The 23,915-nt window shown below is 71.4% G+C and carries 24 protein-coding genes; 11 read left to right on the top strand and 13 right to left on the bottom strand.

Features of this window, described 5'->3' with window-relative positions:
• Nucleotides 1–183 precede the first annotated feature (183 nt).
• Genes V5F67_RS08600 through V5F67_RS08590 form a run of 3 tightly spaced genes read right to left on the bottom strand, consistent with a single transcriptional unit; the run spans nucleotide 184 to nucleotide 3,629 of the window.
• Nucleotides 184–495: a 2Fe-2S iron-sulfur cluster-binding protein gene (locus V5F67_RS08600; RefSeq protein WP_394021223.1), complete on the bottom strand. Its 312-nt coding sequence runs from the start codon at nucleotides 493–495 to the stop codon at nucleotides 184–186.
• 15 nt (nucleotides 496–510) lie between these two features.
• Nucleotides 511–1,590 carry an NAD(P)/FAD-dependent oxidoreductase gene (locus tag V5F67_RS08595; protein WP_394021224.1) on the bottom strand — a complete coding sequence of 360 codons (1,080 nt, stop codon included), beginning with the start codon at nucleotides 1,588–1,590 and terminating at the stop codon, nucleotides 511–513.
• A complete protein-coding gene (locus V5F67_RS08590; RefSeq protein WP_394021225.1) occupies nucleotides 1,587–3,629 on the bottom strand; it encodes a molybdopterin-containing oxidoreductase family protein in 2,043 nt (680 codons plus the stop codon). Before V5F67_RS08590 ends, V5F67_RS08595 begins: the two co-directional genes overlap by 4 nt.
• 109 nt (nucleotides 3,630–3,738) lie before the next feature.
• Between V5F67_RS08590 and V5F67_RS08585 the strand changes: the two genes are divergently transcribed.
• Together V5F67_RS08585 and pdxR are read left to right on the top strand one after the other, a co-directional pair.
• A complete protein-coding gene (locus tag V5F67_RS08585) occupies nucleotides 3,739–4,167 on the top strand; it encodes an ABC transporter substrate-binding protein (RefSeq protein WP_509210659.1) in 429 nt (142 codons plus the stop codon).
• A gap of 33 nt (nucleotides 4,168–4,200) precedes the next feature.
• On the top strand, nucleotides 4,201–5,757 hold the full coding sequence (pdxR, locus tag V5F67_RS08580) for a MocR-like pyridoxine biosynthesis transcription factor PdxR (protein WP_394021226.1): 1,557 nt from the start codon (nucleotides 4,201–4,203) through the stop codon (nucleotides 5,755–5,757).
• Nucleotides 5,758–5,962: 205 nt separating this feature from the next.
• On the opposite strand, the gene V5F67_RS08575 is transcribed toward pdxR, so the two are convergent.
• Entirely contained in the window at nucleotides 5,963–6,835 is an 873-nt protein-coding gene (locus V5F67_RS08575) for a LysR substrate-binding domain-containing protein (protein WP_394021227.1), read from the bottom strand.
• Nucleotides 6,836–7,029: 194 nt separating this feature from the next.
• On the opposite strand from V5F67_RS08575, the gene V5F67_RS08570 reads away from it, so the two are divergent.
• From V5F67_RS08570 to V5F67_RS08535, 8 genes are all read left to right on the top strand, one after another.
• Nucleotides 7,030–7,794: an ABC transporter ATP-binding protein gene (locus V5F67_RS08570; protein WP_394021228.1), complete on the top strand. Its 765-nt coding sequence runs from the start codon at nucleotides 7,030–7,032 to the stop codon at nucleotides 7,792–7,794.
• The gene (locus V5F67_RS08565; protein ID WP_394021229.1) at nucleotides 7,791–8,564 is read left to right on the top strand and encodes a branched-chain amino acid ABC transporter ATP-binding protein; all 774 of its coding nucleotides are present in this window, start codon (nucleotides 7,791–7,793) and stop codon (nucleotides 8,562–8,564) included. The genes V5F67_RS08570 and V5F67_RS08565 overlap by 4 nt, the downstream gene beginning before the upstream one ends.
• Before the next feature lies 1 nt (nucleotide 8,565).
• Nucleotides 8,566–9,429 carry a branched-chain amino acid ABC transporter permease gene (locus V5F67_RS08560; protein WP_394021230.1) on the top strand — a complete coding sequence of 288 codons (864 nt, stop codon included), beginning with the start codon at nucleotides 8,566–8,568 and terminating at the stop codon, nucleotides 9,427–9,429.
• Nucleotides 9,430–9,439: 10 nt separating this feature from the next.
• Nucleotides 9,440–10,390: a branched-chain amino acid ABC transporter permease gene (locus V5F67_RS08555; protein ID WP_394021231.1), complete on the top strand. Its 951-nt coding sequence runs from the start codon at nucleotides 9,440–9,442 to the stop codon at nucleotides 10,388–10,390.
• Nucleotides 10,390–10,974, top strand: coding sequence for a carboxymuconolactone decarboxylase family protein (locus V5F67_RS08550; protein WP_394021232.1), 585 nt, complete (start codon nucleotides 10,390–10,392; stop codon nucleotides 10,972–10,974). Before V5F67_RS08555 ends, V5F67_RS08550 begins: the two co-directional genes overlap by 1 nt.
• Nucleotides 10,971–12,197, top strand: a complete 1,227-nt coding sequence (locus tag V5F67_RS08545) for an ABC transporter substrate-binding protein (protein WP_394021233.1) — start codon at nucleotides 10,971–10,973, stop codon at nucleotides 12,195–12,197. The genes V5F67_RS08550 and V5F67_RS08545 overlap by 4 nt, the downstream gene beginning before the upstream one ends.
• A gap of 317 nt (nucleotides 12,198–12,514) precedes the next feature.
• On the top strand, nucleotides 12,515–13,831 hold the full coding sequence (locus tag V5F67_RS08540; protein WP_394021234.1) for an LLM class flavin-dependent oxidoreductase: 1,317 nt from the start codon (nucleotides 12,515–12,517) through the stop codon (nucleotides 13,829–13,831).
• On the top strand, nucleotides 13,828–14,331 hold the full coding sequence (locus V5F67_RS08535) for a flavin reductase family protein (protein WP_394021235.1): 504 nt from the start codon (nucleotides 13,828–13,830) through the stop codon (nucleotides 14,329–14,331). The genes V5F67_RS08540 and V5F67_RS08535 overlap by 4 nt, the downstream gene beginning before the upstream one ends.
• A gap of 37 nt (nucleotides 14,332–14,368) precedes the next feature.
• Here V5F67_RS08535 and V5F67_RS08530 read toward each other — a convergent pair whose 3' ends face one another.
• Nucleotides 14,369–15,121, bottom strand: a complete 753-nt coding sequence (locus V5F67_RS08530) for a hypothetical protein (RefSeq protein ID WP_394021236.1) — start codon at nucleotides 15,119–15,121, stop codon at nucleotides 14,369–14,371.
• Nucleotides 15,122–15,432: 311 nt separating this feature from the next.
• Here V5F67_RS08530 and V5F67_RS08525 point away from each other — a divergent pair, with 311 nt between their 5' ends.
• Complete coding sequence (locus V5F67_RS08525; protein ID WP_394021237.1) at nucleotides 15,433–16,437, top strand: AraC family transcriptional regulator; 1,005 nt, start codon at nucleotides 15,433–15,435, stop codon at nucleotides 16,435–16,437.
• Nucleotides 16,438–16,498: 61 nt separating this feature from the next.
• On the opposite strand, the gene V5F67_RS08520 is transcribed toward V5F67_RS08525, so the two are convergent.
• The 8 genes from V5F67_RS08520 to V5F67_RS08485 all read right to left on the bottom strand — a co-directional run bounded on the left by V5F67_RS08520 (nucleotide 16,499) and on the right by V5F67_RS08485 (nucleotide 23,914).
• Nucleotides 16,499–18,004, bottom strand: a complete 1,506-nt coding sequence (locus tag V5F67_RS08520; protein WP_394021238.1) for a 5-methyltetrahydropteroyltriglutamate--homocysteine methyltransferase — start codon at nucleotides 18,002–18,004, stop codon at nucleotides 16,499–16,501.
• A 252-nt stretch (nucleotides 18,005–18,256) separates the two neighbouring features.
• Entirely contained in the window at nucleotides 18,257–19,879 is a 1,623-nt protein-coding gene (locus V5F67_RS08515) for a hypothetical protein (RefSeq protein ID WP_394021239.1), read from the bottom strand.
• 18 nt (nucleotides 19,880–19,897) lie between these two features.
• On the bottom strand, nucleotides 19,898–20,434 hold the full coding sequence (locus V5F67_RS08510; protein ID WP_394021240.1) for a hypothetical protein: 537 nt from the start codon (nucleotides 20,432–20,434) through the stop codon (nucleotides 19,898–19,900).
• Between the two features lie 98 nt (nucleotides 20,435–20,532).
• Nucleotides 20,533–20,895 carry a DsrE family protein gene (locus tag V5F67_RS08505; protein ID WP_394021241.1) on the bottom strand — a complete coding sequence of 121 codons (363 nt, stop codon included), beginning with the start codon at nucleotides 20,893–20,895 and terminating at the stop codon, nucleotides 20,533–20,535.
• A 91-nt stretch (nucleotides 20,896–20,986) separates the two neighbouring features.
• Nucleotides 20,987–21,247: a sulfurtransferase TusA family protein gene (locus V5F67_RS08500; protein WP_394021242.1), complete on the bottom strand. Its 261-nt coding sequence runs from the start codon at nucleotides 21,245–21,247 to the stop codon at nucleotides 20,987–20,989.
• A 237-nt stretch (nucleotides 21,248–21,484) separates the two neighbouring features.
• Complete coding sequence (locus tag V5F67_RS08495) at nucleotides 21,485–22,189, bottom strand: ABC transporter ATP-binding protein (RefSeq protein ID WP_394021243.1); 705 nt, start codon at nucleotides 22,187–22,189, stop codon at nucleotides 21,485–21,487.
• Nucleotides 22,182–22,967 carry an ABC transporter ATP-binding protein gene (locus V5F67_RS08490; RefSeq protein WP_394021244.1) on the bottom strand — a complete coding sequence of 262 codons (786 nt, stop codon included), beginning with the start codon at nucleotides 22,965–22,967 and terminating at the stop codon, nucleotides 22,182–22,184. The genes V5F67_RS08495 and V5F67_RS08490 overlap by 8 nt, the downstream gene beginning before the upstream one ends.
• Nucleotides 22,964–23,914, bottom strand: a complete 951-nt coding sequence (locus V5F67_RS08485; protein WP_394021338.1) for a branched-chain amino acid ABC transporter permease — start codon at nucleotides 23,912–23,914, stop codon at nucleotides 22,964–22,966. Before V5F67_RS08485 ends, V5F67_RS08490 begins: the two co-directional genes overlap by 4 nt.
• Nucleotide 23,915: the final 1 nt, after the last annotated feature.

Raw genomic sequence — 23,915 nt, 5'->3', positions numbered from 1 at the left:
CCCTTGGCCTCGTCGTCCGCGAACGGGTGGACTCAACGGGTGCGCGCGCCATCTTGCCTGTCGTGCCCAGCCGCCCGATCGCGTCGGGCGCGCCGCATGGTGGCAGCGGGCGGCGGCGCTGGCAAACCCGTTGCCGTCCAGCCTCTCCAGCGGCGACCGACGGCGAATGTGGCAGGCGCCGGCTCAGCCGTGCGGCACGGTGACTTCCAGGCCCTCCAGCTCCGGGCCGACCCGAAGCTGGCACGAGAGGCGGGAGCCGGCGCGGGTGTTGAAGGCGCAGTCGAGCATGTCGGCTTCCGCGTCCTCCGCCTCCGGCAGGCGGGCGATCCAGGCGTCCGCCACCCAGACGTGGCAGGAGGCGCAGGCGGCCGAGCCCTCGCACTCGCCGGCGATGCCGATATCGAGCGGGCGCAGCGCCTCCATCACGGAGAGGCCGTCCTGCGCCTCCACCTCGTGGCGGGTGCCGTCGCCGGCGGTGACGATGAGACGCGTCATGTGCGCAAGGGCTCCTTAGGCCTGGGCGGCATGGGCGGCGGAATCGCCGCCGTGGGCGGCGTAGGCGGCGTGCGCGGCCGGATCGCCGCGGCTGGTGGAATGCTCGAAGTGGCGCGCCGCCTCCGGGCGCAGCAGCGCGAGCGCGCTGCGGGCGGCCCGCGCCGCCTCGGCGAAGCCGGTGAGGATCAGCTTCAGCTTGCCGGGATAGTCGGCGATGTCGCCGACGGCGAACACGCCCGCACACCGGCTCTGCATGCTCGCGGGGTCCACGGGGATGCCGGCCGGACCCGCGCCGATGCCGAAGCCGGCGAGCGCCGAAAGGTCCTTGGCGAGGCCGTAGAAGCACAGGAGCGCGTCGGCCGCGACCTCCTCCGCCCCGCCCGCCCCGTCGGCGAGCCGCACCGCCGCGATCCGCGCGCCGGTGCCGGCGAGGCCGGCGAGGGTGCGCGGGGCGGCGATGCGGATGCGCCCCTCGCCTTCGAGGCGCGCGATCTCGCTCAGCGTCGCCGGCGCGGCGCGGAAGACGGGCCGGCGGTGCACCAGCGTGACCTGCGCGGCGAGGCCGGCCAGGATCACCGCCCAGTCGGCGGCGGAATCGCCGCCGCCGGCGATCACCACGCGCTGGTCCCGGAACCGCTCGGGGTCGTCCACCGCGTAGAACAGGCTCTCGCCCTCGAAGTCCGCCAGTCCGGGCAGCGGCGGACGGTTGGGGCCGAACGCGCCGGCCCCCGCCGCCACCACCACCGCGCGGGCGCGCGCCGCGCTGCCGTCCGAGAGCGCGATGCGGAACGCCTCGCCCTCCTGCGAGAGGCCCACGGCGCGCCGGCCCAGCAGATAGAGCGGGTCGTAGGGCGCTGCCTGGCGCCTGAGGTCGGCCACCAGCGCCCCTGCGGTCACGGACGGGCGGCCGGGAATGTCGTAGATGGGCTTTTCCGCATAGAGCGCCGCGCACTGGCCGCCGGGCGCGTCGAGCGCGTCCACCACCAGCGCGTCGAGCCCCGCCTGGCCGAGGGCGAAGGCGGTGAACAGGCCCACCGGCCCGGCGCCGATCACCGCCACGTCACGCGCCGCCACGGCTGCGTCGGTCGTGCTCATTGCGCCGCCTCCGGCCGCACGAGGCGCGCCTCGGTCCCGTGGACGGCGGTGCTCTCGGCGATGTCGCTCTTGCGGCCGGGGACCAGCGCGTTGACGTTGGCGTCGCCGGGAGACAGGCCCGGCCAGCGGCCCTTGTGCATGAGGCCGACGCCCGGAAGCGTACGATCCGAGAGGGTGACCGTGACCGGCACGCGCCCCTCGTCATTGGCGAGCAGCACCGCGTCGCCCTCGGCGAGGCCCTGGCGCACCGCGTCGTCCGGATGCAGCGCCACGGTGGGCGGTCCGAGCCGGCGCCGGATCATGGGATCGTTGCCGTAGCTCGAATTCATCTGCCACTGCGAGGCCGGCGAGAGAATGCGCACCTGCCCGTCCCCGGGCGGGGCGTCCGCATGGGCGAGCGGCAGGCGCGGCAGGCCGAGCGCCTCGGCCTGCGCGCTCGCAAGCTCGATGCGGCCGGAGGACGTGCCGAAGGCGAGGCCCTCGAACTGCACCTTCGGCTCCGGGAACACGGTGGCCGTGCCGATGACGGCAAGGTCCGCGAACGTGCCCCTGAACGGGGTCTGGGCGAGCAGGCGCGCGATCAGCGCGGCATCGCTCTCGAACAGCTCCGGCTCGGTGAAGCCCATGGCGGCGGCGAGGCGGCGAAAGATCTCCGCGTTCGGCAGCGCCGCGCCGGGCGGATCGCCCGCCTTCACCTGCGCCGAGACGGTGAGGTCGAAATAGGACAGCACCAGGTCGTCGCATTCGAGGAAGCTCGCCGCCGGCAGCACGATGTCGGCATAAGCGGTGGTGTCGGTGTGGAACAGCTCCACCCCCACGTGGAACAGGTCCTCGCGCTTCAATGCCCGGCGCAGCCGCGCCTGCTCGGGAGAGGAGGCGGCGGGGTTGTTGTTCCAGTTGACGAAGGCGCGGGCGCGTTCCGCATCCTCCAGCGTCGCCGCGAGGTCCATGTGGCTGATGGCGGGCGGCGCGTCGGCCGCCAGCTCGGGGCAGGTGAGCGTCGCCATGTCGATGCCGCGCCCGCCGGGACCGTTCATGTAGAGGAAGCCGGCGCCGGGCTTGCCGAGATTGCCGGAGAAGGCCACCAGCGCCGCCAGCGCGCGGAAGGCATTGCCGCCAAAAGGCTGGCGCTGCACCCCCTGGCCGAGCCACAGGAGCGAGGGGCCGGCGCCATAGGCCCGCGCCGCCTCCTCGATCAGCGCCGCCGGCACGCCGCTGAGCGCCGCCGCGCGCTCGGGCGTCATGGCGGCGATGGCGCGCGCGAGCTCCTCAGCGCCCAGCACATGGGCGGCCAGGAACGCCTCGTCCGCGAGCCCCTCGCGCTTCAGCACGTGGATGAAGGCAAAGGCGAGCGCCGCGTCGCTGCCGGGCAGCAGCTGCAGATGCAGGTCGGCCGCGCGCGCGGTGTCGTGAGCGATGGGGTCGACGGCGATGATGCGCGTGCCGGCGGCCTGCGCCGCCTTGAGCCAGCCCTTGTTCTGGTGCGGGGCGGAGAAGGAGGGGTTGGCGCCCCACACGACGATGGTGCGCGCCTCGCGCGCGGTGCGCGGGTCGAAGCCTTCCAGCGAATTGCCGAAGGTCATCTCCAAGGCCACGTGGCCGGCCTTGTTGCAGACCGTGTCGGGGTCCACCTCGGTGGCGCCGAGGCGGTTGAAGAAGCGGATCGGATACCAGCCGCCCACGAGGCCCACGGTGCCGGTGTAGTGGGTGTGGAGGATGGTGCGGGCCGCGCCCGCGGCCGCCAGCGCGCCGAAGCGTTCCGCGATCAGCGCCAGCGCCTCGTCCCAGGAGATCGGCGCGAAGGCCCCCTCCCCCTTGGCGCCCACGCGCCTCAGCGGCGTCGACAGCCGCAGCTCCGGGGCGCGCCAGGCGCCGTTGTAGGCGATGGCGCACTTGCCGCAGAGCGCGCCGCGGGTGACGGCGTGCTCCGGATCGCCGAGGACCTTCTGGATCGTCCCGCCCTTCCGGCTCACGACGATGCCGCAGGCGTCGTAGCAGTCCCTCGGGCAGGTGGTCTTGATGAAGTCCGCGTCGGCCATGGCGCTCGTCGGCCCCGTAACTGGTGAAGGAAGGACGCTCGCCGCCGGCCGCGCCGGCCGGCTCGCCAGGGGAACCTAAGCGCAAGCCGCCCCGGCGCCGAAGCGCTCCATAAGCTGGTCCTATCGAATTTTCCCAAAGCGGAACCATCGCAGCACCGGGGCCAACGGCCTGCGGGCGGTGGAAGGGACCACCGAGAAGATCAACACCGCCGGCGGCATCGCCGGCCGCAAGGTCGCGCTGGTGGTGGCAAAGGAGACCAACGCCAAGGAGGCGCCGGAGCGCGCCCGGCGCCTGATGCTCCAGGAGAGGGTGGCCAGCATCCAGGTCGGCTACGCCACCGGCGTGACGCTGCCCATGGCGCCGACGCCGGAGGACATGCAGGTGCTCACCATCTTCTGGGACGGCACCACCCAGGACGGCGTGAAGGAGACCATGCCGTCGCCGAAATACGCCTTCAAGATCTTGCGCGGCCGCAGGTGGCATCGGGACTCGCCTGAGGCATCCGCCACCCCGGCCAAATGGCATGCGATTTGCTAATCTCGGCCTTGGGGCCAAGGATCGAACAGGCACATGATTCCACTCCTTCTGGACCCGTCCGCGGGCACGACGCTCCAGGAACAGGTCTACGACCAGGTGCGCGCGGCCATCCTCGCGCACACGCTGGGGCCGGGCTCGGCGCTGCCCTCCACGCGCGAGCTGTCGCGCACGCTGAAGGTGTCGCGCAACACCGTGGTTCTGGCGTTCGAGCGGCTGGCGAAGGAAGGCTATCTCGCCATGCGCCCCGGCGCCGGCACCTTCGTGTGCGAGGTGCTGCCGGAGGACTGCGTCGGCCTGTCGGGAAGGCCTGCTGTCGCGGCGTCCGGCGCCGCGCCGCCGCCCGCGGAGCCGGCGGTGGTGCATCCGCCGGTGCTGCTGCGCGCCGCGCCGCTGCGCATGGTGCAGACCGGCCCCAACCGGATGCAGGTGGACTTCTGGTACGGCAGCGCCAACAGCCAGAACTTCCCGCTCCGGGAATGGCGGCAGCTGCTGGTGGAGAACCTTTCGCGCGCCTCCGGCAACCTCTCCGGCTACGGGCCGCCGGAAGGGGCGATCGAGCTGCGCAGCGCCATCGCCCGCCACGTCTCCGCCAACCGCGCCATCCCGGCCGAGCCGGACCAGGTGATCATCACCGCCGGCGCTCAGGAGGGCTTCAACCTCATCAGCCGGCTGTTCGTGCAGCCGGGAGTCAGGATCGCGGTGGAGGACCCCTGCTATGCGGGCGCGGCGCACGTCTTCCAGAGCTATGGCGGATCGCTCGTTCCGGTGCCGGTGGATGCGCAGGGCCTGTGCGCCGACTATCTGGACGGCTGCGGCGCCACGCTCGCTTATGTCACGCCCTCGCACCAGTTCCCCACCGGCGCCACCATGTCGCTCGGCCGCCGGCGCGAGCTGCTGGCCTGGGCGCGCGGCAGCGGCGCCTATGTGGTGGAGGACGACTATGACAGCGACTTCCGCTATGACGGCGCCCCGCTGGCGGCGCTGGCGGGGCTCGATGCCAACACCTCGGTGATCTATCTCGGCACATTCTCCAAGTCTGTGGGCGCGGGCATCCGCACCGGCTACATGGTGGTGCCGAAGCAATTGGTGACGCCGGTGCGGCAGGCCAAGAGCCTCGCCAATTACGGCCACCCCTGGCTCGACCAGATCGTGCTCGCCGACTTCATCGACCAGGGCCGCTTCGCGCGCCACGTGCGGCGCATCCGCCAGACCTACGGCGCGGCGCGGCAGGCGCTGGTGGAGAGCCTCAACGCCCATTTCGGCCCGGCGCGCATCGCCGGCGCCGATGCCGGCATGCACGTGATGTGGACGCTGCCGGACCATTTCCCGCCGGTGCGCGAGGTGGCGCAGATCGCCGCCGACGCCGGGGTCGGCATCTACACGCTGGAGGCGGCGGGCGCGCACGAGATCGTGCCGTTCCGCTATCCCCGCGCGGTGGTGCTCGGCTATGCGGCGCTGAGCCCGGAGGCGATCCGCAAGGGCATCGCCCGGCTCGCCACCGCCTTGTCGCGCGCGGGCGTCGACCTCTCCCCGCGCTTCGCGCGGCGGCGCCGGCCGGGCGCGCTGGCGGCGCCGGGGCCGCAGCGATAGGGCGCGCGGCGCGCCCGGGCTCGATGGCTTGCGCCCCGCTTTTGTCTCCGCCGTCATCCCCCGCCTTGCGCGGGGATCCACTCGGCGGCCAGGCTGGCGCCCACCGTGACGCGGTGGAGCATCCGGCCCGGTGGATGGCCCGGACGAGCCGAGCCATGACGGCGCGTGACAGGCCGCGATACGCCTCTATCCGCGGCTTTCGTCCTCAGCGACCGGCGGAGACGTCGCGGCGGATGTGGGCGGCGAGGTGGTCGGCCGCCGGCGAGCCGCCGGGATGGCGCTGCCACAGGATGAGGTCGACGCTCTCCAGCGCCGGCAGGCCGCCCGAGGGCGGCAGGGCCACGAGGCCGGGCGTGCGCACCGACTGGGCGAGCACGCACACCGCCGCGTCCGCCAGCGCCATGGCCTGGAGGCCGGCGATGCTCTCCGAGATGCAGGCGATGCGCCAGCGCCGGCCGATGCGGTCGAGCGCGGCGAGCGCGAAGTCGCGATAGAGGTTGCCGTCCGGCAGCATGGCCAGCGGCAGCGGATCGGCGCGGTGGGCCGAGCCGCCCTCGGCCCCGAGCCAGACCAGCTGCTCCGGCCGCAGCACCGTGCCGATGCCCACCCGCGGCGCGACGCCCGGCATGCGGGTGGCGATGGCGAGGTCCACCAGCCCGTCGGACATGTCCTCGGCGAGCTGGCGCGAGAGCGCGCAGCGCACCGTCACCTCCACCGCCGGATAGCTGGCGCGGAAACGGGCCAGCGTCTCCGGCAGCAGGAAGGCGGCATAGAGGTCCGGGCACCCCAGCGTGACGCGGCCCTCCACCTCGTCGGCGGCGAGGCGCAGGCGCGCCTCCTCGTCGAGCCGCAGCATGGTGCGCGCGTGGGGCAGCAGCATCTCGCCGTGGCGCGACAGGCGCAGGTGCCTGAGGTCGGCCTCGAACAGGGGGAAGCCGGCCGCCTCCTCCAGCCGCCGGATCTGCAGGCTGATGGCGGGCTGGGTGCGGTTCAGACGCCGCGCCACCTTGGTGACGCTCTTTTCCTCCACCAGCAGGACGAAGGTGCGCAGCAGGCCGATCTCGAGGCTCCGGGACATGGATCGATAAATTAAACTCAGCTTTGTGCAAAGCAATATAAATTTGATTTCATGACTATCCATGGGTCTAATCTGAACAGCGAGCAGATCATCTGTTCAATTCTGCATCAAATCTTTTATTTTGATGCACATCAAAAAGGCGCTCTGCCCACGGAAGAGGCATTCCGCGGGCATCGCCGCGGGAGATGTGCGCTTTGGACTCCTTCCTCGATGTCCGCGGGCTGACCCGGCGCTATGGCGGCGTCGCGGCGCTCGACGGCTGCACCGTCGACCTCGCGCGCGGCCAGGTGACCGGCCTCATCGGCCCCAACGGCGCCGGCAAGACCACGTTGCTCAACGCCTTGACCGGGCTCGCGAAGCCCGATGCCGGCAGCGTCACCTTCGAGGGCGAGGACGTGACCGGCCTCGCCGCCCACCGCATGGCGGCCAAGGGCGTGGTGCGCTCGTTCCAGATCGTGCGCGAGCTCGGCAGCCTCACCGTGTTCGAGACCCTGCTCATCGCCCCGCCGCATCAGGCGGGCGAGACGCTGGTGGGGGCGCTGCTGGCGCGGCCGAAATGGTGGGCGCAGGAGCGCGCCAACGCCGCCGAGGCCCGGCGCCTCCTGGAACGCGTCGGCCTGCTGAAGCTCGCCGACCAGCCCTCCGGCATGCTCTCCGGCGGCCAGAAGAAGCTCCTGGAGGTGGCGCGCGCGCTGCTCATGCAGCCCAAGCTCATCCTGCTCGACGAGCCCGGCGCCGGCGTCTCGCCGCCGCTGCGCGAGGAGATCATCCGCCTGGTGCGCGAGCTGAAGGCGGAGGGCCTCTCCTTCGGCATCGTCGAGCACGACATGCACCTGGTGGAGGAGGTTTGCGACCGGGTCCACGTGCTGGCGCAGGGCCGCGCCCTGGTCTCCGGCACCTTCGCCGAGGCCACCTCCGACCCGCGCGTGGTGGACGCCTATCTCGGGGTAGCCGCATGAACGCGCACGCCGCCGCCCCGCCTTCCGCTCCGACGACGGACGATCCGCGCGACCACGCGCTCGCGGTCGTCGGCCTGCGCGCCGGCTATGGCCGCGGCGGCGACATCGTCTGCGGCATCGACATGATCCAGAAGCCGGAGACCATCGTCACCGTCATCGGCCCGAACGGCTCCGGCAAGTCCTCCTTCATCAAGACGCTGGCCGGCCTGCTGCCGGCGCGCGCCGGCCGCATCGAGGTGACGGGGCGCGACATCACCGCCCTCTCGCCGGCGCGCCGCGTGGCGGCGGGGCTCGCCTACGTGCCGCAGGAGGCGAACGTGTTCGCCTCCCTCACCATCGCCGAGAACCTGAAGCTCGCCACCGAGTTCATCCGCGGCCGCGCCGGCGTCGGCCCGGGCCAGCGCGAGCGGGTGCTGGCGCTGTTCCCCGAGCTGGGCCAGCGGCCGAAGACGCTCGCCGGCAACCTCTCCGGCGGCCAGCGGCAGATGCTGGCCTTCGCCTGCGCGCTGCTCGCCAACCCGGAGGTGCTGCTCCTGGACGAGCCCTCCGCCGGCCTCTCGCCCAAGATCGTCGGCGAGACCATGGAGGCGGTGGTGCGGGTGCGCGAGGCCGGCGTCACCGTGCTGCTCGTCGAGCAGAACGTCGCCGCCGCGCTCGCCATCGCCGACGAGGTGGTGGTGCTGGTGGCCGGCCGCCTCAGCCTGCGCGCCAAGGCCGGCGACGTGAAGCAGGCGGATCTCGCCGGCCTGTTCTTCGGCAAGGAGGCCTGAGATGGCCGCGCAGCTCTTCCTCAACGGCCTCGTCACCGGCCTCCTGCTCGCCTTGCCGGCGCTGGCGCTGACGCTGATCTTCGGCATCATGCGCTTCGCCAACTTCGCGGTGGGCGCGCTCCTCACCCTCGGCGCCTATGCCGGCTACCTCGCCAACGTCACCTTCGGCCTGCCGCTCTCCATGGCGGCCGCCTTCGCGGCGCTGGTGGTGGGGCTCGCCTGCGTCCTCTGCGACGAGATGGTGTTCGAGCGCCTGCGCGAGCGCGGCTCCATCACGCTCCTGGTCGCCTCCATGGGCGTGTCGCTGGTGATCGAGAACATCTGCCGCTTCGCCTTCGGCAACGCCGCGCGCAGCTTCGACCTCGCGGTGGCGCGGCCGATCCGCTGGAACGGCATCCGCATCAACTACGAGCAGATGACCACCGCCGGCGTGGTGATCGTCGCCCTGATCCTGTTCCACCTGCTGCTCACCGCCTCCCCGCTCGGGCGCGCCATGCGGGCGGTGGCGGACAATCCCTCGCTCGCCGCCGTGCGCGGGGTGGAGCGGCGCACGGTCGCCCGCATCACCTGGATGCTCACCGGCGCGCTGATCGGCATCGCCGGGGTGCTGGCCGGGCTCGACCGCGCCATCGACCCGCTCATGGGCTGGAACTACCAGATCCCGATCTTCGCCGCCGCCATCCTCGGCGGGCTCGGCAGCCCGCTCGGGGCGGTGGCGGGGGCGCTGCTGATCGGCATCGCCGAGGAGATGTCCACCCTCGTCCTGCCGCCCAGCTACCGGCAGATCGTCAGCTTCAGCGTGATCCTGCTGCTGCTCCTGTTCCGCACCAACGGCCTGTTCGGCGCCAAGGCCGTGCGCAAGTGAGGGCGCGCTCATGATCTCCTATCTCGTCACGGTCGTCATCTTCGTCGCCATCGCGGCGCTGGTGGGCCTCGCGCTCAACCTGCAATGGGGCCTCGCGGGCCTCGTGAACTTCGGCGTCTCCGGCTTCGTCGCGCTCGGCGCCTATGCGGTGGCGCTCACCGCCCCGCACGTGGGCTGGCTCGCCGCCATGGTGTTCTCGGCCGTCGCCTGCGCGCTTCTGTCCATGGCGCTGTCGCTGCTCACCATCCGCCTGGAGGAGAACTACCTCGCCATCGTCACCATCGGCTTCGGCGAGATCGTGCGCATCCTGCTGCTGAACGAGGGCTGGCTCACCGGTGGCGCGCTCGGCATCTCCGGCATCCCGCGCCCGTTCGCGGACATGACGCCGGCGACCTGGGGCGACGGGGTGATCCTGGTGTTCGCCGTGGTGCTGGTGGCGGCGGCCTTCGCCTTCAGCGAGGCGCTGGTGCGCTCGCCCTTCGGCCGGGTGCTGCGCGCGGTGCGCGACGATCCCACCGTCACCGCCGCGCTCGGCAAGCCGGTGCTGGCGCTCCGGGTGCGCGCCTTCGCCGTGGGCGGCGCGATCATGGGCCTCGCCGGGGCGCTGCACGCCTTCTTCCTCACCTATATCGACCCGTCCCAGTTCACGCCCATCATCACCGCCTATGCCTTCATGGCGGTGATCGCCGGCGGGCGCGGCTCGAACCTCGGCCTGATCCTCGGCGCCGGCTCGATCATGCTGATCCTGGAGGCGACGCGCTTCCTGAAGGACCTGATCCCCTGGATCGACGGCGTGCAGCTCTCGGCGCTGCGGCTCGGCATGATCGGGGTGGGCATCGTGCTGATGCTGATCCTGCGCCCGCAAGGCCTCGTGGCGGAGCCGAAGCGCCGCTACGGCGAGTTCTTCCCGAACGACGACGCCGCGCCCAAGGGCGCGCTCGCCGAGGGAGGCAAGGCCTGATGCCCCGCGTCGCTCCCCTCACGGCGGCCCACCTGCCGCCTGCCACGGCGCAGGTGTTCGAGGCCTTCGCCGGCGGCTATGCCGACTTCCGCGACCAGGCGGCGGTGATGGCCCACGTGCCGCCCGCGCTCGACCACCTCTACCGCATGCTGATGGAGCTTCGGGCGCGGGAAGGCGTGCCGTTCCGCTACATCGAGCTGGCGGTCGTCACCGTCTCCAAGCTCAACGCCTGCCCCTACTGCGTCTCCCACCATACCCCCCTGCTGGCGGTGGAGGGCATTCCGGCGGACGCGGCGGCGGCGCTGCCCTCCTGCGACCATCCCGCCTTCGACGACGCCGACCGGGCGGTGATCGACTATGCCGGCCTCGTCACCACCCGCGCCTGGGGCATCCGCGACGCCGTGTTCGCGCGCCTGCGCACGCACTTCACCGAGGGCCAGATCGTCGAGCTGACGCTGCGCAGCGCGCTCGCCGGCTTCTTCAACCGCTTCAACGACGCGCTGCAGATCGACGACGGCGCGGCGGAAGCCCTGCTCCACCTCCATCCCGAACAAGACGAACCAGCCAGAGGAGTACAGCCGTGAGCCCCAAATTCTCTCCTTCCCGCCGCCAGGTGGTCGCCGGCCTCGCCGCGCTGCCTGCCGCCGCGCTCCTTCGCACGCCGGCCGCCGCCCAGGCGGCGGACGTGCCGCTCGGCATGGTGCTGCCGTTCTCCGGCGCCACCGGCCCCTACGGTCCGGACATGAAGAAGGCCGCCGAGCTGGTGGTGAAGCAGGTGAACGACGCCGGCGGCATCCTCGGCGGGCGCAAGCTGAAGCTGTTCATCGAGGATTCCGAGACCAACCCCACGGTGGGCGTCACCGGCACCAAGAAGCTGCTGGAGGTGAACAAGGTGGAGTTGGTGGGCGGCTTCTGGGGCAGCCCGATCGCGCTCGCCGCCAAGCCCATCATCCTCGCCGCCGACAAGGTGCAGATGGTCTCCTGCGCCGCCAACGCGGTCACCGACGGCGACAACAAGGGCATGGTGTTCCGCTTCCAGGCGAAGAGCACCTCCTGGGGCCCGGCCGGCGCCAAGGTGATGAAGAATATCGGCGCCAAGAACGTGGTGGTGCTGGCGCAGCAGAACCCGTTCGTGGTGGCCATGATCGAGCCCTTCAAGGCGGAGATGGAGAAGCTCGGCGGCAAGGTCTCGCAGGTGGTGATGTACAACCCGGACCAGCCCTCCTACCGCTCCGAGGTGGAGAAGGCGTTCGGCTCCGACCCGGACGCGGTGTTCTGCCTGTCGCTGCTCACCGATTTCGTCTCCATCGCCAAGGAAGTCTATCGCGGCGGCTTCAAGTCGAAGATCGTCGCCCTCTCCATCGGCGCCGACGCGGAGGGCAAGTTCCTCCAGGCGGTGGGCCCGGAGGTGGCGAACGGCATCTACCACCTCCAGCCCGCCCCGCCGCTGGAGTCCGCCTCCTACAAGAAGTTCGTGAAGGAGATGGGGGCGCCGGCCGGCACCGTGTTCCTGTTCGCCGGCAACGCCCACGACCAGATCTGCGCCACCGCGCTCGCCATGGAGCACGCCAAGTCCTCCGAGGCGAAGGTGTGGGCGAAGTCGGTGTTCGAGGTCTGCAACCCGCCCGGCGAGGAGGTGGACGACGTGGTCAAGGGCCTGGAGATGATCCGGGCCGGCAAGAAGATCAAGTTCGTCGGCGCCGGCGCGAGTTGCGACTTCGATGCCAAGGGCGACCAGATCAACCGCTCGTTCCTGGTCCAGGTGGTCAAGAACGGGAAGAACGAGATGGTGGGCGTCATCTCCTGACGCCGCCCGAGAGCATTTCCGCGCGAAGTGGCTACCGGTCCGCGTGCAGGAAATGCCTCAGATCTACAGGCTATGGCGGGTCGGCGTTTCCCGCTGAACCGCCATAGGGCGCCGTCATCCCCCGGCTCGTCCGAGGGACCCGCTCCGCGAGCATACCGGCCCTTCGGCCTGAACGCGCGGAGCGAGCGGCCAGGTGGATGCCCCGGACAAGCCGGGGCATGACGACCGGAACAGAACGGATCCCACACCAGCGCGCGCGGGCTCCCCGCGCGTGAAGCGACAAGCCTTGCCCGGACCGGGACAAGGGAGGACCAGCCATGCCCAAACATATGCATCTGTGCGGATTTCTCATCGCCGGCCCGGTGGTGCACAGCCACGCCATCTGGCGCAACCCGGCCCACGAGACGCCGTTCCTCAGCCTCGCCCACTATGCCCGCATCGCCCAGCTGCTCGAGCAGGGGTGCTTCGACTTCCTGTTCTTCGCCGACCGGCTCGCCATCGCCGACCGCTATGCCGACAGCCACGTGGCCGGCATCCGCCACGGCGACCAGGACGCGACGCGCATGGACCCGCTGCCGATCCTCGGCGCCATGGCGGCGGTGACGCGGCACATCGGCCTCGGCGGCACGCGCTCCACCACCTATGACGCGCCCTACAACATCGCCCGCGAGTTCGCGACGCTGGACCACATCTCCGGCGGGCGGGCGGCCTGGAACGTCGTCACCTCCATGAATGACGGCGAGGCGCTGAACTACGGCTCGGTGCCCCACCTCGGCCACGACGAGCGCTACGACCGCGCCGACGAGTTCATGGAGCTGGCCTTCAAGCTCTGGGACAGCTGGGACGAGGACGCGCTGATCCTCGACCGCGCGGCCGGCCTCTATGCCGACCCGGACAAGGTGCATTACGTGAAGCACGAGGGCCGCTGGTTCCAGTCGCGCGGGCCGCTCAACATCCCGAGGAGCCCGCAGGGGCGGCCGGTGATCGTGCAGGCGGGATCGTCCGGGCGCGGCAAGCGCTTCGCGGCGCGCTGGTCCGACATCATCTTCGCGCTCCAGCCCAACATCGAGCGCATGAAGGTGTTCAAGGCCGACGTGGACGCCGCCCTCGTCGAAGCGGGGCGCCCCGGCGGCAGCAAGGTGCTGATGGCGGTGATGCCCTTCATCGGCAAGACCCGCGCCGAGGCGAACGCGCTGCTGGCGCTGCACGACAGCCTCGCCGACCCGGTGGCCGGCCTGTCGACGCTGGCGGCGCACGCCAACATGGACTTCTCCAGCCTGCCCATGGACGCGACGGTGAACGAGATCGCCGCCTCCGGCAGCCAGGGCAACATCGCCGCCCTGCGCTCGATCACCCCGGACGGCTCCATGACCATCGCCGAGGCCGGCGGCGTCTATGCCCGCGGCGTCATGTGCCCGCGCCTCGTCGGCACGCCTGAGGACGTGGCGGACGAGCTGATCGCCATCATCGACAGCGGCGCGGCGGACGGCTTCGTGGTGTCGCCCGCCTTCCTGCCCGACACGTTCGAGAGCTTCGTCGGCGCGGTGGTGCCGATCCTCCAGGCGCGGGGCTACCTGCGCGCCGGCTATGCCGGCGGCATGCTGCGCGACATGGTCAAGGGAGCGGCGGCATGAGCGCGGCGGCGCGGCCGGCGGTGGACGCGGACGCCTTCAAGGCCGGCATGCGGGCTCTGGCGGCGGGCGTCACGGTGATCACCTCCTGCGCCGACGGGCGGCTCAACGGCATGACCGCCACCGCCGTCTGCAGCGTCAGCGCCAGCCCGCCGCGGCTGCTCGTCGTGGTGAACCGCGAGAGCGCCTCCCACGACCTGATCGCGCGCGGCGCGGCGTTCGCGGTGAACCTCCTGGCGCACCATCAGGAGCCGCTCGCCGCGCGCTTCGCGCAGCGGATCGAGCGCCCGTTCGAGGGGCTCGCCTTCGCGCAGGGGCAGACCGGCTGCCCGCTGCTGGAGGAAGCGGCGGCGAGCCTCGAATGCCGGCTCGACGACCGCCACGAGGCGGGCACCCACACCATCTTCATCGGCGAGGTGGTGCACGTGCGCACGGCCGACGCCGCGCCGCTGCTCTATTTCAGCGGCGCCTATCGCCGGCTCGCGCCGCGCGATCACGGGTGAGGCAGGCGCCGGGCGCCCGCCTCCCCCGATCGCCCGCTCAGTAGCAGGGCGGATAGGGGTAGTAGCCGCAATAGGGCGGATAGGCGCGCGGCACCGAGGCCGCGGCCGCCGCGGCCGTGCCGGCCACCGCCGCGCCGGCGACGAACCCCGCCGCCGCCGCGCCGGCCGCCGGATAGTACGGATGGGCATACCAGGCGCCGTGATAGACCGGCGGGTGGTAGTAGCCGCCCACATGGACCGCGCCGCCGCCATAGGGACCGCGCACCGCCCAGGCGTCGATGAACACCGCCACCGGGCCGCCGGGGGTGAGCGTGCCCTCCAGCACCTTGACGTCGAAGGTCAGCGTCGTGCCGTCGAGCTTCGGCGCCTTCAGCACCACCACCACGTCCGACACCTCGCCGGGATTGGCGCCGAGCACCGACACCGTGGCGTTGGGCGGATCGACGGCGAACGAATCCTTGCCCTCGTCCCACTGCGACAGGAACTGCTTCAGCGTCTCGTGGCCGGCCGCGCGCACCGGACGGTCGGCGAACACGATGGTGTTGGACGACACGCCGGTGAGGGTGAGCTTGGTGCCCTCGAGCTTCGCGCCGGCCGCGTTCAGCACCGCGAGCGAGGGGATCGGCCGGTCGATGTGCGGCACGCCGATGGCCTTCTGCAGCGGCACGTGCTGCGCCGACTTCGGCGGCTGCTGCGCCTCCGCGGCACCGCAGGCGATCACGGCGAGCGCGGCCGCGAGCCCGAAGGCGGCCGTGCGGAACCGGGCCGGAAGTGAGGTCTGTTCGGTCATAGGTTCGCCTTGCATCGGCGGGACCGCCATCGGTCCCGCTTGTGGGAAGGAATGGGACAATGCCTCAAGGTGAGGGGCGGGTGAAGAGCAGCGCGCGCCGGGCTTCCGCGGCGGCGCCCGGCAGGCAGACGGGCAATTTGGCGCGGCACCGGACTCCGCCCTGACGGAGCCGATGCCGCGCCGCGACGCCCTGACGTCGCTGTCCTTGCCCGCCGGGACAGATCCCGACGCCAAGAACTTGCCCCGCCCCGTTGCGTTAGCCTATGACCCGGAGCAAAGCTTGCCATTGGAGGACAGGGGGAGGTCCGAAATTGCAGCGCACGCCCTTGCAGCGGGTGGGGCCGCTCGCGCACCTGCCGGAATTGCTGCGCGAGCTCGCGGTTCCTCTCGATGATGTGTTCGCGGGATCGGGGATTGCGCCGCAGGACCTCGTGCCCGAGGCGCGGCTGCCCATGCCGGCTTTGATCGGCCTGCTGGAGGGCGCCGCGCGGTGCAGCGGACGCGCCGACATCGGGCTGAGGCTCGGCGCGCGGCTGGACCACCGCGAGCTCGGCATCGTCGGCGAGATGATGTCGCGCGCGCCCACGCTCGGCGACGCGCTGCGCGACTATGTGGGCCTCCAGATCGGCTATTCCCGCAGCGCCACGGTCTATCTCCAGCGCCACGCCGACACCTACACGCTCGGCTACGGCATCTATGACGGCCCCTCCCGCGGCCGGCAGATCTACGACCTGGTGCTCGCCATCGGCTGCAACCTGGTCCGCAATCTGACGGGCGGCAAGGCGCGCCCGGCGCAGGTATTGCAGTGCTGCCGGCCGCCGCCGGACACCGCGGCCCATTTCGGCGTGCTGCGCGCCCCGGCGCTGTTCGACCAGGAGCAGACCTGCATCATCCTCTCGGCAGCGGACATGGCGCTGCCGCTGCCGGGCGCCGACCCCGCCGAGCGCACGCGCCTCAGGGACATGGCGCGCGCCTTCGCCCGCGGCGAGTTCGACGATCTCTCGGCGCGGGTGCGGCATGCGCTGCGGCCACGCCTCATGACCGGCGGGGCCGGGCGGGACCAGGTGGCGCGGGAGCTGGGCGTGAGCACCCGCACGCTGGCGCGCCAGCTCGCCACGCGCGGAACCTCCTTCGAGGAGATCAAGGACCAGGTGCGCGCGAACGTGGCGCGCGAGCTGCTCGCCCTCACCACCCTGCCGGTCGGGAGGGTCGCCGAGGCGCTGGACTACACCACCCACAGCGCCTTCAACCATGCCTTCCAGCGCTGGACCGGCATGACGCCCTCGCGTTGGCGCGCCGCGGGGGACGAGGCCTGAGCCCCCGGCGGCTGGCGGATCACCGCCGGCGACCGCCGCAGGAGATCGCCGGCGCCCCATCCTACCGGACGCGCGCCACGGCGGCGGCGATGGCGCCGAGCTTGTCGACGGCCGAGCCGGCGCAGCAGATGGGGTTGTCGGCGAAGGTGGCGAAGCCGCAATCGGGGTGCAGCAGCACCCGCTCTCGCCCGAACAGGTCGATGGCGTGGGCGATGCGCGCCGAGACCGCGTCCACCGCCTCCACCTGCGGGTCCTTCTGGTTCACCACGCCGACGCCGATGCGGGCGTCCTGCGGCAGCGCCTTCAGGATCTCCATCTCGCCGGCGCGCGGGGTGCACATCTCCAGCAGATAGGCGCCCACCCTCACCTGCGCGAGCGTATCGACCAGCGGCGCGTAGGAGCCGGAGAGCGCCACGCTCTCGTCCGGCGTCCAGTTGCCCCGGCACACATGGAGCGCCGTGCGCGCGCGGGGGAAGCCGTCGAGCACCGCGTTGAGCAAATCGCGGGCGAAGGCCAGCTCCTGCTCCGGCGCCAGCGATTCCGAGAGCGCGCCGCACATGAAGCTGCGCTTGCTCTTGGCGCCGGAGAACACCACCTCGGAGAGCACCGGCTCGTCGAGCTGCACCAGCGCCGCGCCGGCATCCATCAGCTCGGCCAGCTCCTCGCGCAGCACGCGGACGATGTCGGCGGAGAGCTCCTCGCGGCTGTCATAGGCGCGGTCGGAGATGCACTCCATCCACATGGTGCGGGTGAGGAGATAGGGGCCGGGCAGCGCCACCTTCACCGGCTTCTGGGTGACGGCGCGGGCGAAGTCCACCTCGTGCGCCACCAGCGGGCGCGAGCGCGCGAGCCGGCCGAACACCGCCGGATGGCGCACGTCCCCGGCGGGGATGTCGAGGGCGCGCAACTCGGCCTCGAACTCCTCCGGATGGTCGACCAGCGGCAGGAGATCGGTGAGCGGGATGAGCTGGCAATTGTCGAGCCGGCTGGCGACGAAGCTGGCATAGCTGTCGCGGCGCTGCTCGCCGTCGGTCACCACGTCGACGCCGGCCTTCTCCTGGGCGGCGATGGCGAGGCGCACGGCGTCGTCCGCGGTCTCGTGGAACGCCTTCTCCGGCAGGCGGCCCTCCACGTAAGCGTGCATGGCGTCGATCATCCAGCGCGGGCGCGGCCAGGAGCCGATGCCCATCACCGCCAGCGCCGGGATTGCGGGGGCCTCCACAGGCACGCGCGCCGGGCGCGGCGCGGCCGGGAGGCTCGCGGCGGGCGCGGCGGTCGTGGGCGGCGGGGCGGGCGCCCGCTCCTCGAGGCGGCCCTTGCAGACGAGGAAGGAGCGCTGCTTTCCCTCCTTCAGGAACGAGACCATCTCGTTGCCGGTGAGGCGGCACCAGGCGGGCAGGTCGTCATCCACCGAGATTTCCGTGGAGCGGATCTCCAGCAGGCCGCCGCGCGGCAAGGGGTCGATATGCTTGCGGATCAGCAGCAGCAGCCCGTTGCCGCAATCGAGGTCGCCGCCGTCGAACGAGACGTCGGAGGCGAGGTCATGACGCAACTCGGTCACAGTCATCGGCACCTTCCGGATGGTGGCGGAACGGAGGAGGCCGTTCCGCCCGCAGGTCATTCTGAAATCTCACCCCGGACCGCAGGTCGGGGCCTCCTCCCGCCCCCGGCATGCGTGATGGGTGACGTCGCCCATCGGCGCGGCCGGCTCCCCTCCCCCTTGTGGGGAGGGGTGACCTCTGCCCTGGGGTCCGGGGTTGCTTGCGGCGGTCCCGACCCCCTGCCCCTCCCCGCAAGGAGGGGCCGCCCGCCGCCGCGCTCAGCCGGCCTTGCGACGGCGGCCGATCTCGAAGCCGATAGCGCCGGCGCCGATGGCCATGACGCCCACGGCCAGGACCAGGGTCGGCGAGAACGACGCCTCGGCCGGCTTCGCCGTTGCCGCCACCGGCGGATGCGGAGCGGGAGCCGGCGCGGGCGCGGCGGCGGCCGGCTGGGCCGGGGTGCCGTCCCTCGGCGCGGCGGCAGCGGCGGCGGTCTCGAGCCGCACCATGGTGTCGTAGTTGCGCGCCAGCATGGCGCGGCCCACGTCCTTCAGGATCGCCTGGCCGGCGACCCGGCCCTGGCCGAGCACGAGGTCGACATTGGTGACGTTCGGCCCGCCGAGGTCCACCGAGCGGTTGCCCTTGGCGTCCTCGATGCGCCAGGAGAGCACCTTGTCACCCTCCGCCTTGTCCACCACCACGCGGAAATAGCCTTCGGGGCCATCCACCGAGGTTCCGGGCTTCAGGCGGATCTCCTCCTTGTTGACCAGCATGAACCCGAAATTGTGCCCGGTGGGGCAGCCCACGGGATAGACCGCGAACCGCTTGTCGCCGGCGAAGTCGGCGCCGTAGTTCAGGCTGAAGGCGCCGCCATAGACCTTGAGGTTGGCCTTTTCGCCCTCGAAGGCGTTGGGCCAGGGCGAGAGGAAGGCCACCATGTCGGCGTCCTCGAACACCAGCGCCTTGCGGGCGGCGGTGTCCTCGATCAGCAGCTCGTTCTTCACCGGGCCGAGGGTGCGGGTGCCGGTCACCTTGTCGCCGGAGAGAAGCTCCAGCGTCACCGTGCCGGCGATGGGATCGACGGCGGCGACGCGCACCGTGCGGTCCCCCACCTTCCAGCTCTCTCCCGCCCCGGCGAGACCGGCGAACACCTTGTCCTGCGCGAACAGGATGCGGTCCATCCTGACCCCGCTCAGCCAGTCGAAGGTGATCTGCTTCGGCGTGATCTCGCGCGCCTTGCCCTGGTTGTAGAGCTGGGCGAAGCGGTCGCCGTACCAGCCGGTCTCGGTGGCCGAGAAGGCCGGCGCGCCGAACGCCCATTCCCAGTCCGTGCCGGCGATGGTGCGCACATGGACGGTGTGGTTGGCCATCTTCTCGTGGCCGACCGTGGCGTAGTAATTGTAGACCTGCCCGCCCACCGCGACGCTGCCGCCGGCGGGGATGGTCACGTCCTCCTTCACGACGATGGACATGTCGTAGTCCACATAGGTGGGCAGGCGCGAGAGCACGGGCACCTGCTCGCCGCGCAGCGCCACCTCGCCGCCCCAGGTATCCTCCATGAAGACGAGGCCGCCGGCCGGGATCACCACCTCGCCGTTCTCCACCCGGCTCTTGCGGATGAAGACGCCGTCGAACTTCGGCGGCTTGCGGCCGAAATCGTCGGTCACGAGCCGCCCCTGGGGCAGGCCGGGCAGGCCCGGGACATAGGCCGGCTTCACCGGCCGGTCCGCCAGCAGGGAAAAGGGCGGCGGCGGGATGTCGGCCCCGGCGATGGGATGGGCGAGCGGCCAGCCGGGCTTGGCCGGCGTGAGAATGGTCGCGTAATCGGCGGCGGCCGCCGGAAGGGCGAGCGCTGCGGCGAGCGCGGCGCCGCGGAAGAGACGCGGGAGCAAGCGGAGCATGGCGATGTTCCTCCGGATCTAGCCTTGGCTATGGGCGAGCGCTCCCTCCCCCTGCCGCACCGGCAGCGGGCAGGTGGAAAGGCGCCGCGAGAGGTAGAGCGTGCCCCAGAAGGTGAGCAGCGCGGTGTTGAGCGTCAGCAGCCATTTCGGCACGTCCGCCAGGAGGCTGCCGGCGATGCCGAGCCCCACCAGCGACAGCACCGGGGCGAGGCAGGAGATGCACAGCGCCGAAAGCGCCAGCACCCCGCCGCCCGCCGCCATGCCGGCGCCCGCCGCCCCGCCCCGGCGCCCGGCGATGAGCGCGAAGGCGAGGAAGGCGAAGGCGAGGCCGACCGTCGTGGCGGTGAAGTATTCCTGCTTGCGCATGAAGCTCACGGCGAACGCCTGGGAGCGCTCATAGGTGAGCGTGCCTGCCGAGACGAACTCGTCGGCGAGGAAACCGCATTCCTCCGCCGCCTCGGCGGTCTGCGGCATCTGGAAGAAGGCGTAGCTGAGCGCCACGTAGCCGAGCGCGGCGGCGAGGAAGACCGCGATCATGGTGCGGTAGGGGATCACGACGCGGTCCTCCGTTGGTCATTCGCGGCCCCGGGACGATCCCGGGACCACATGCGCATTTTCGGCGGGACCAGGCCGGTCCGTCCCGCCGGATCGGGTCAGTAGGAGACCGAGGGGGCGCCCTCGCCCATGAACTCCACCAGCTTGGCGCCGCCGACGATCTTGGCGCCGTCCACCAGGTTGTTCTCGTCGAGCGAGCGCTTCTTGAAGCAGGGCGAGCAGACATAGATCGTGCCGCCCGCCGCCGCGAAGGCGCTCATCAGCTCCTTGAGCGGTGCGAAGCCCGCCTCGTGGATGTCGTCGGAATATCCCTTCTGCGACAAGCGGGTGCCCTCGATGGAGAGGAACACCACGGTCTCCTTGTCGGAGGCGACGGCGGCGTTGGCGATGACGAAGCCGACGGTCGCCTTGTCGGTGTCGTTCTTGGCGCAGCTGATGGAGACGACGAACTTTCCGGGCATCTTTTCTCTCTCCCTCTCTCGGGTCCGCGCCGGCGCCGCGGCCGGCGATGCGGCAAGTGCCGGCCGGCCTGGGCCGGTCCGGGTCCAGGGGTCAGCTCCAGTCGGTGCGGGAGCGAATCCAGAACAGTTGGGCTTCAGGATCGTGATGAATCAAGGCGTTGCGGGTCATGCGGCACCAGGCTGGCAGATCCTCGGGGGCGCCGGAATCGCGCGCCGTCAGGCGCAGCACACCGCCCGGCATGGCCTTCAGGCGCTGCCGCAGAAAGATGACGAGCTCGCCGCAGCCCATGTCGGCGGCGTCCCAATCGTCGATCGCGCCGAACGGATCGGCACGCGCCTCTTGCTCGGTCATGGCCCCTGTTCCCGAGGGACGGCGCACGTCCGCGACGCGTCGCGCACGGTCCCGCATCTGTCGCAGCGAATGGGAAAGGGAGCTGACGGCCGCCCTGTGCGCCTGCAGGATTCCACTGCAGAGGTCCAGCCCTCACGGGGCATGGCGATGGGGGCGCGTCACCGCTCGCCGGCAGACTAGGACCCGCCTTCCCGCCACGTCAAGGCGCAGTGCGGCATGGGCGGGCCGGTAGCCCGGTCACATGCCAAGATAGGAGGAGGCCACATCGGGATTGGTCATGAGATCGCCGGCTCGGCCCGCGATCTCGACCGTGCCGGTCTCCAGCACATAGCCCCGGTCGGCGATCGAGAGCGCTGCCGAAACATTCTGCTCGACCAGCAGGATGGTGAGGCCGCTCGCCTTCAACTCGACGATGGTCGCCATCACCTGGTCGATGAGCAGCGGCGCAAGCCCCATGCTGGGCTCATCCATGAGCAGCAGGCGCGGCCGGCCCATCAGCGCGCGGCCAATGGCGAGCATCTGCTGCTGGCCGCCGGAAAGGCCGCCCGCGACGGAGCCGCGCCGCTCCGCCAGCACCGGGAACATCTGGTAGACCCGCTCCAGATCCTGCGCCGTCCCGGCCCCGTCGGCCCGGCGCCACGCTCCGAGCCGCAGGTTGTCCGCCACCGAAAGCGCGGTGAAGATCTGGCGACCTTCGGGAACCTGGGCGATGCCGCGCTCCACCCGGCGGTGCGCCGGCACCCGGTCGAGCCGCTCGCCCTCGAAGCGGATCTCGCCGCCGGTCAGCGGGCAGATGCCGGAGATGGCGCGCAGCAGCGTGGTCTTGCCCGCGCCGTTGGCGCCGAGCAGAGTCACGATCTCTCCCTGCTCGACCGTCAGGCAGACCTCGTGGAGCACCTCGACACGCCCGTAGGCGCAGCAGGCGCGATCGATCTCAAGCAACGTGGGCCTCCCGCGTTCCGTGCTGGCCGAGGTAGGCCGCCTGGACCCGGCTGTCGCCCCGCACCACGGACGGCGCGCCGAGGCAAAGCACCCGGCCCTGCTCCAGCACCAGGATGCGGTCCGAGATGCGCATCACGAGCTTCATGTCGTGCTCCACCAGAACGATGGTGATGCCGGCGTCGGCGATCCTGCGGATGATCTCGGCAATCTGGGCGGTCTCGGTGCCGTTGCAGCCGGCCGCCGGCTCGTCGAGCAGCAGCAGATCCGGCTCGCTGGCAAGCGCGCGGGCGATCTCCAGGCGCTTGAGCGCCCCGTAGGACAGGCCTCCGGCGGGCCTTTCGGCGAGATCGGCGAGGCCCACGAAATCCAGCTGCGCTCTCGCCTCCCTGGCGCTCAGCGCGTTCTCGCGGGCCACCCGGCGCAGACCAAGGATGTGGGACAGGGCGCCGGTGCGCTCGTGCCGGTGGCGCCCGGCCATCACGTTCTCCAGGGCGCTCATGCCGAAGAACACCTGAAGGTTCTGGAACGTGCGGCACAGGCCGCGGCGGGCCAGCACCTCGGGCGGACGGCCGGTGACGTCCTGGTCCTTGAACAGCACGCGGCCCTGCGTCGGCAGATAGAGCCCCGATATGATGTTGAAGAAGGTGGTCTTTCCGGCGCCGTTGGGACCGATGATGGAGAGAATCTCACCTGTCTCCACGGCCAGCGACACCCCGCTGACGGCCTTGATGCCCCCGAAGGAGATGGAGATATCGTCGGCTCGCAGGAGGGTGCTCATGCCGTGCGCTCCCTGAAGCGCGCGGTCAGGGCGGGCACGAGGCCCTGGCGCAGCGCGATCATGCAGGCCATCATCACGAGGCCGAGGATCATGTGCTCGTAGTCGTGAAACACGGTCAGCGCCTGGGGCAGGATGACAAGGATCGCCGCCCCGGCCACCGGGCCGAGCACCGCGCCCGTCCCCCCGAGGACGACCATGGTGATGAGCTCGATGGAGCGCAGGAAGCCCGACGTGGCATCGGGCGTGATGTGCCCGTTGACGAAGGCGAGCAGGGAGCCGGCCACAGAGGCATAGGCCGCCGAGAGCACGAATACGAACAGCTTCTGCCGCGCCACGTCGATGCCCACCACCCGCGCCGCCACCTCGCTGTCGCGGATCGCGCGCAGCGCACGCCCGGTGGGACTGTGGGTGACATTGATGGCAAGCACCATGCCGATCGTCAGCGCCGCGCCGCAGACATAATACCAGGTCTGGACGCCGCGCACCGGCACATCGAACAGCACCAGCCGCGGCACCGCCATGCCGTCCGGCCCGCCCGTCCATTGCGCCTCGTTGGTCAGCACCATGGAAATCAGCAAGCCGCAGCCGAGCGTCGCCACGGCGAGATAGTAGCCCTTCAGCTTCAGGATCGGCCGTCCCATGAGAAAGGCGAGGAGGCAGGAGAGCGCGACACCGGCGAGCGCCGCGGGAATGGCAGGCACGCCGAGATGCGTGGGGCCGACCGCGACCGCGTAGGCCCCGACTCCCATGAAGCCCGCATGGCCGAGGCTCACCTGCCCGGCGAGCCCCAGCAGCAGGTTGAGCCCCATGGCGGCGAGCGCGAACACGAACACCATGCACGCCACCCGGAGATAGTAGGTGGACGGCAGCACATAGGGCAGAGCCAGAATAACCGCGAGCATCAGGAAGGCTTGCAGATAGCGGGATCGGAGCATGCGGCTCAGCATC

This window comes from Xanthobacter pseudotagetidis, assembly GCF_043194795.2.
Classification (GTDB): Bacteria; Pseudomonadota; Alphaproteobacteria; order Rhizobiales; family Xanthobacteraceae; genus Xanthobacter; species Xanthobacter tagetidis_A.
This window is presented reverse-complemented; position numbering and strand designations above follow the sequence as displayed.

Excerpts from the sequence above, each read along its gene's own strand:
- V5F67_RS08600 (WP_394021223.1), bottom strand. The coding sequence starts at position 495 with ATGACGCGTCTCATCGTCACCGCCGGCGACGGCACCCGCCACGAGGTG.
- V5F67_RS08595 (WP_394021224.1), bottom strand. The coding sequence starts at position 1,590 with ATGAGCACGACCGACGCAGCCGTGGCGGCGCGTGACGTGGCGGTGATC.
- V5F67_RS08590 (WP_394021225.1), bottom strand. The coding sequence starts at position 3,629 with ATGGCCGACGCGGACTTCATCAAGACCACCTGCCCGAGGGACTGCTAC.
- pdxR (WP_394021226.1), top strand. The coding sequence starts at position 4,201 with ATGATTCCACTCCTTCTGGACCCGTCCGCGGGCACGACGCTCCAGGAA.
- V5F67_RS08575 (WP_394021227.1), bottom strand. The coding sequence starts at position 6,835 with ATGTCCCGGAGCCTCGAGATCGGCCTGCTGCGCACCTTCGTCCTGCTG.
- V5F67_RS08565 (WP_394021229.1), top strand. The coding sequence starts at position 7,791 with ATGAACGCGCACGCCGCCGCCCCGCCTTCCGCTCCGACGACGGACGAT.
- V5F67_RS08560 (WP_394021230.1), top strand. The coding sequence starts at position 8,566 with ATGGCCGCGCAGCTCTTCCTCAACGGCCTCGTCACCGGCCTCCTGCTC.
- V5F67_RS08555 (WP_394021231.1), top strand. The coding sequence starts at position 9,440 with ATGATCTCCTATCTCGTCACGGTCGTCATCTTCGTCGCCATCGCGGCG.
- V5F67_RS08550 (WP_394021232.1), top strand. The coding sequence starts at position 10,390 with ATGCCCCGCGTCGCTCCCCTCACGGCGGCCCACCTGCCGCCTGCCACG.
- V5F67_RS08540 (WP_394021234.1), top strand. The coding sequence starts at position 12,515 with ATGCCCAAACATATGCATCTGTGCGGATTTCTCATCGCCGGCCCGGTG.
- V5F67_RS08535 (WP_394021235.1), top strand. The coding sequence starts at position 13,828 with ATGAGCGCGGCGGCGCGGCCGGCGGTGGACGCGGACGCCTTCAAGGCC.
- V5F67_RS08530 (WP_394021236.1), bottom strand. The coding sequence starts at position 15,121 with ATGACCGAACAGACCTCACTTCCGGCCCGGTTCCGCACGGCCGCCTTC.
- V5F67_RS08520 (WP_394021238.1), bottom strand. The coding sequence starts at position 18,004 with ATGACTGTGACCGAGTTGCGTCATGACCTCGCCTCCGACGTCTCGTTC.
- V5F67_RS08515 (WP_394021239.1), bottom strand. The coding sequence starts at position 19,879 with ATGCTCCGCTTGCTCCCGCGTCTCTTCCGCGGCGCCGCGCTCGCCGCA.
- V5F67_RS08505 (WP_394021241.1), bottom strand. The coding sequence starts at position 20,895 with ATGCCCGGAAAGTTCGTCGTCTCCATCAGCTGCGCCAAGAACGACACC.
- V5F67_RS08500 (WP_394021242.1), bottom strand. The coding sequence starts at position 21,247 with ATGACCGAGCAAGAGGCGCGTGCCGATCCGTTCGGCGCGATCGACGAT.
- V5F67_RS08490 (WP_394021244.1), bottom strand. The coding sequence starts at position 22,967 with ATGAGCACCCTCCTGCGAGCCGACGATATCTCCATCTCCTTCGGGGGC.
- V5F67_RS08485 (WP_394021338.1), bottom strand. The coding sequence starts at position 23,914 with ATGCTGAGCCGCATGCTCCGATCCCGCTATCTGCAAGCCTTCCTGATG.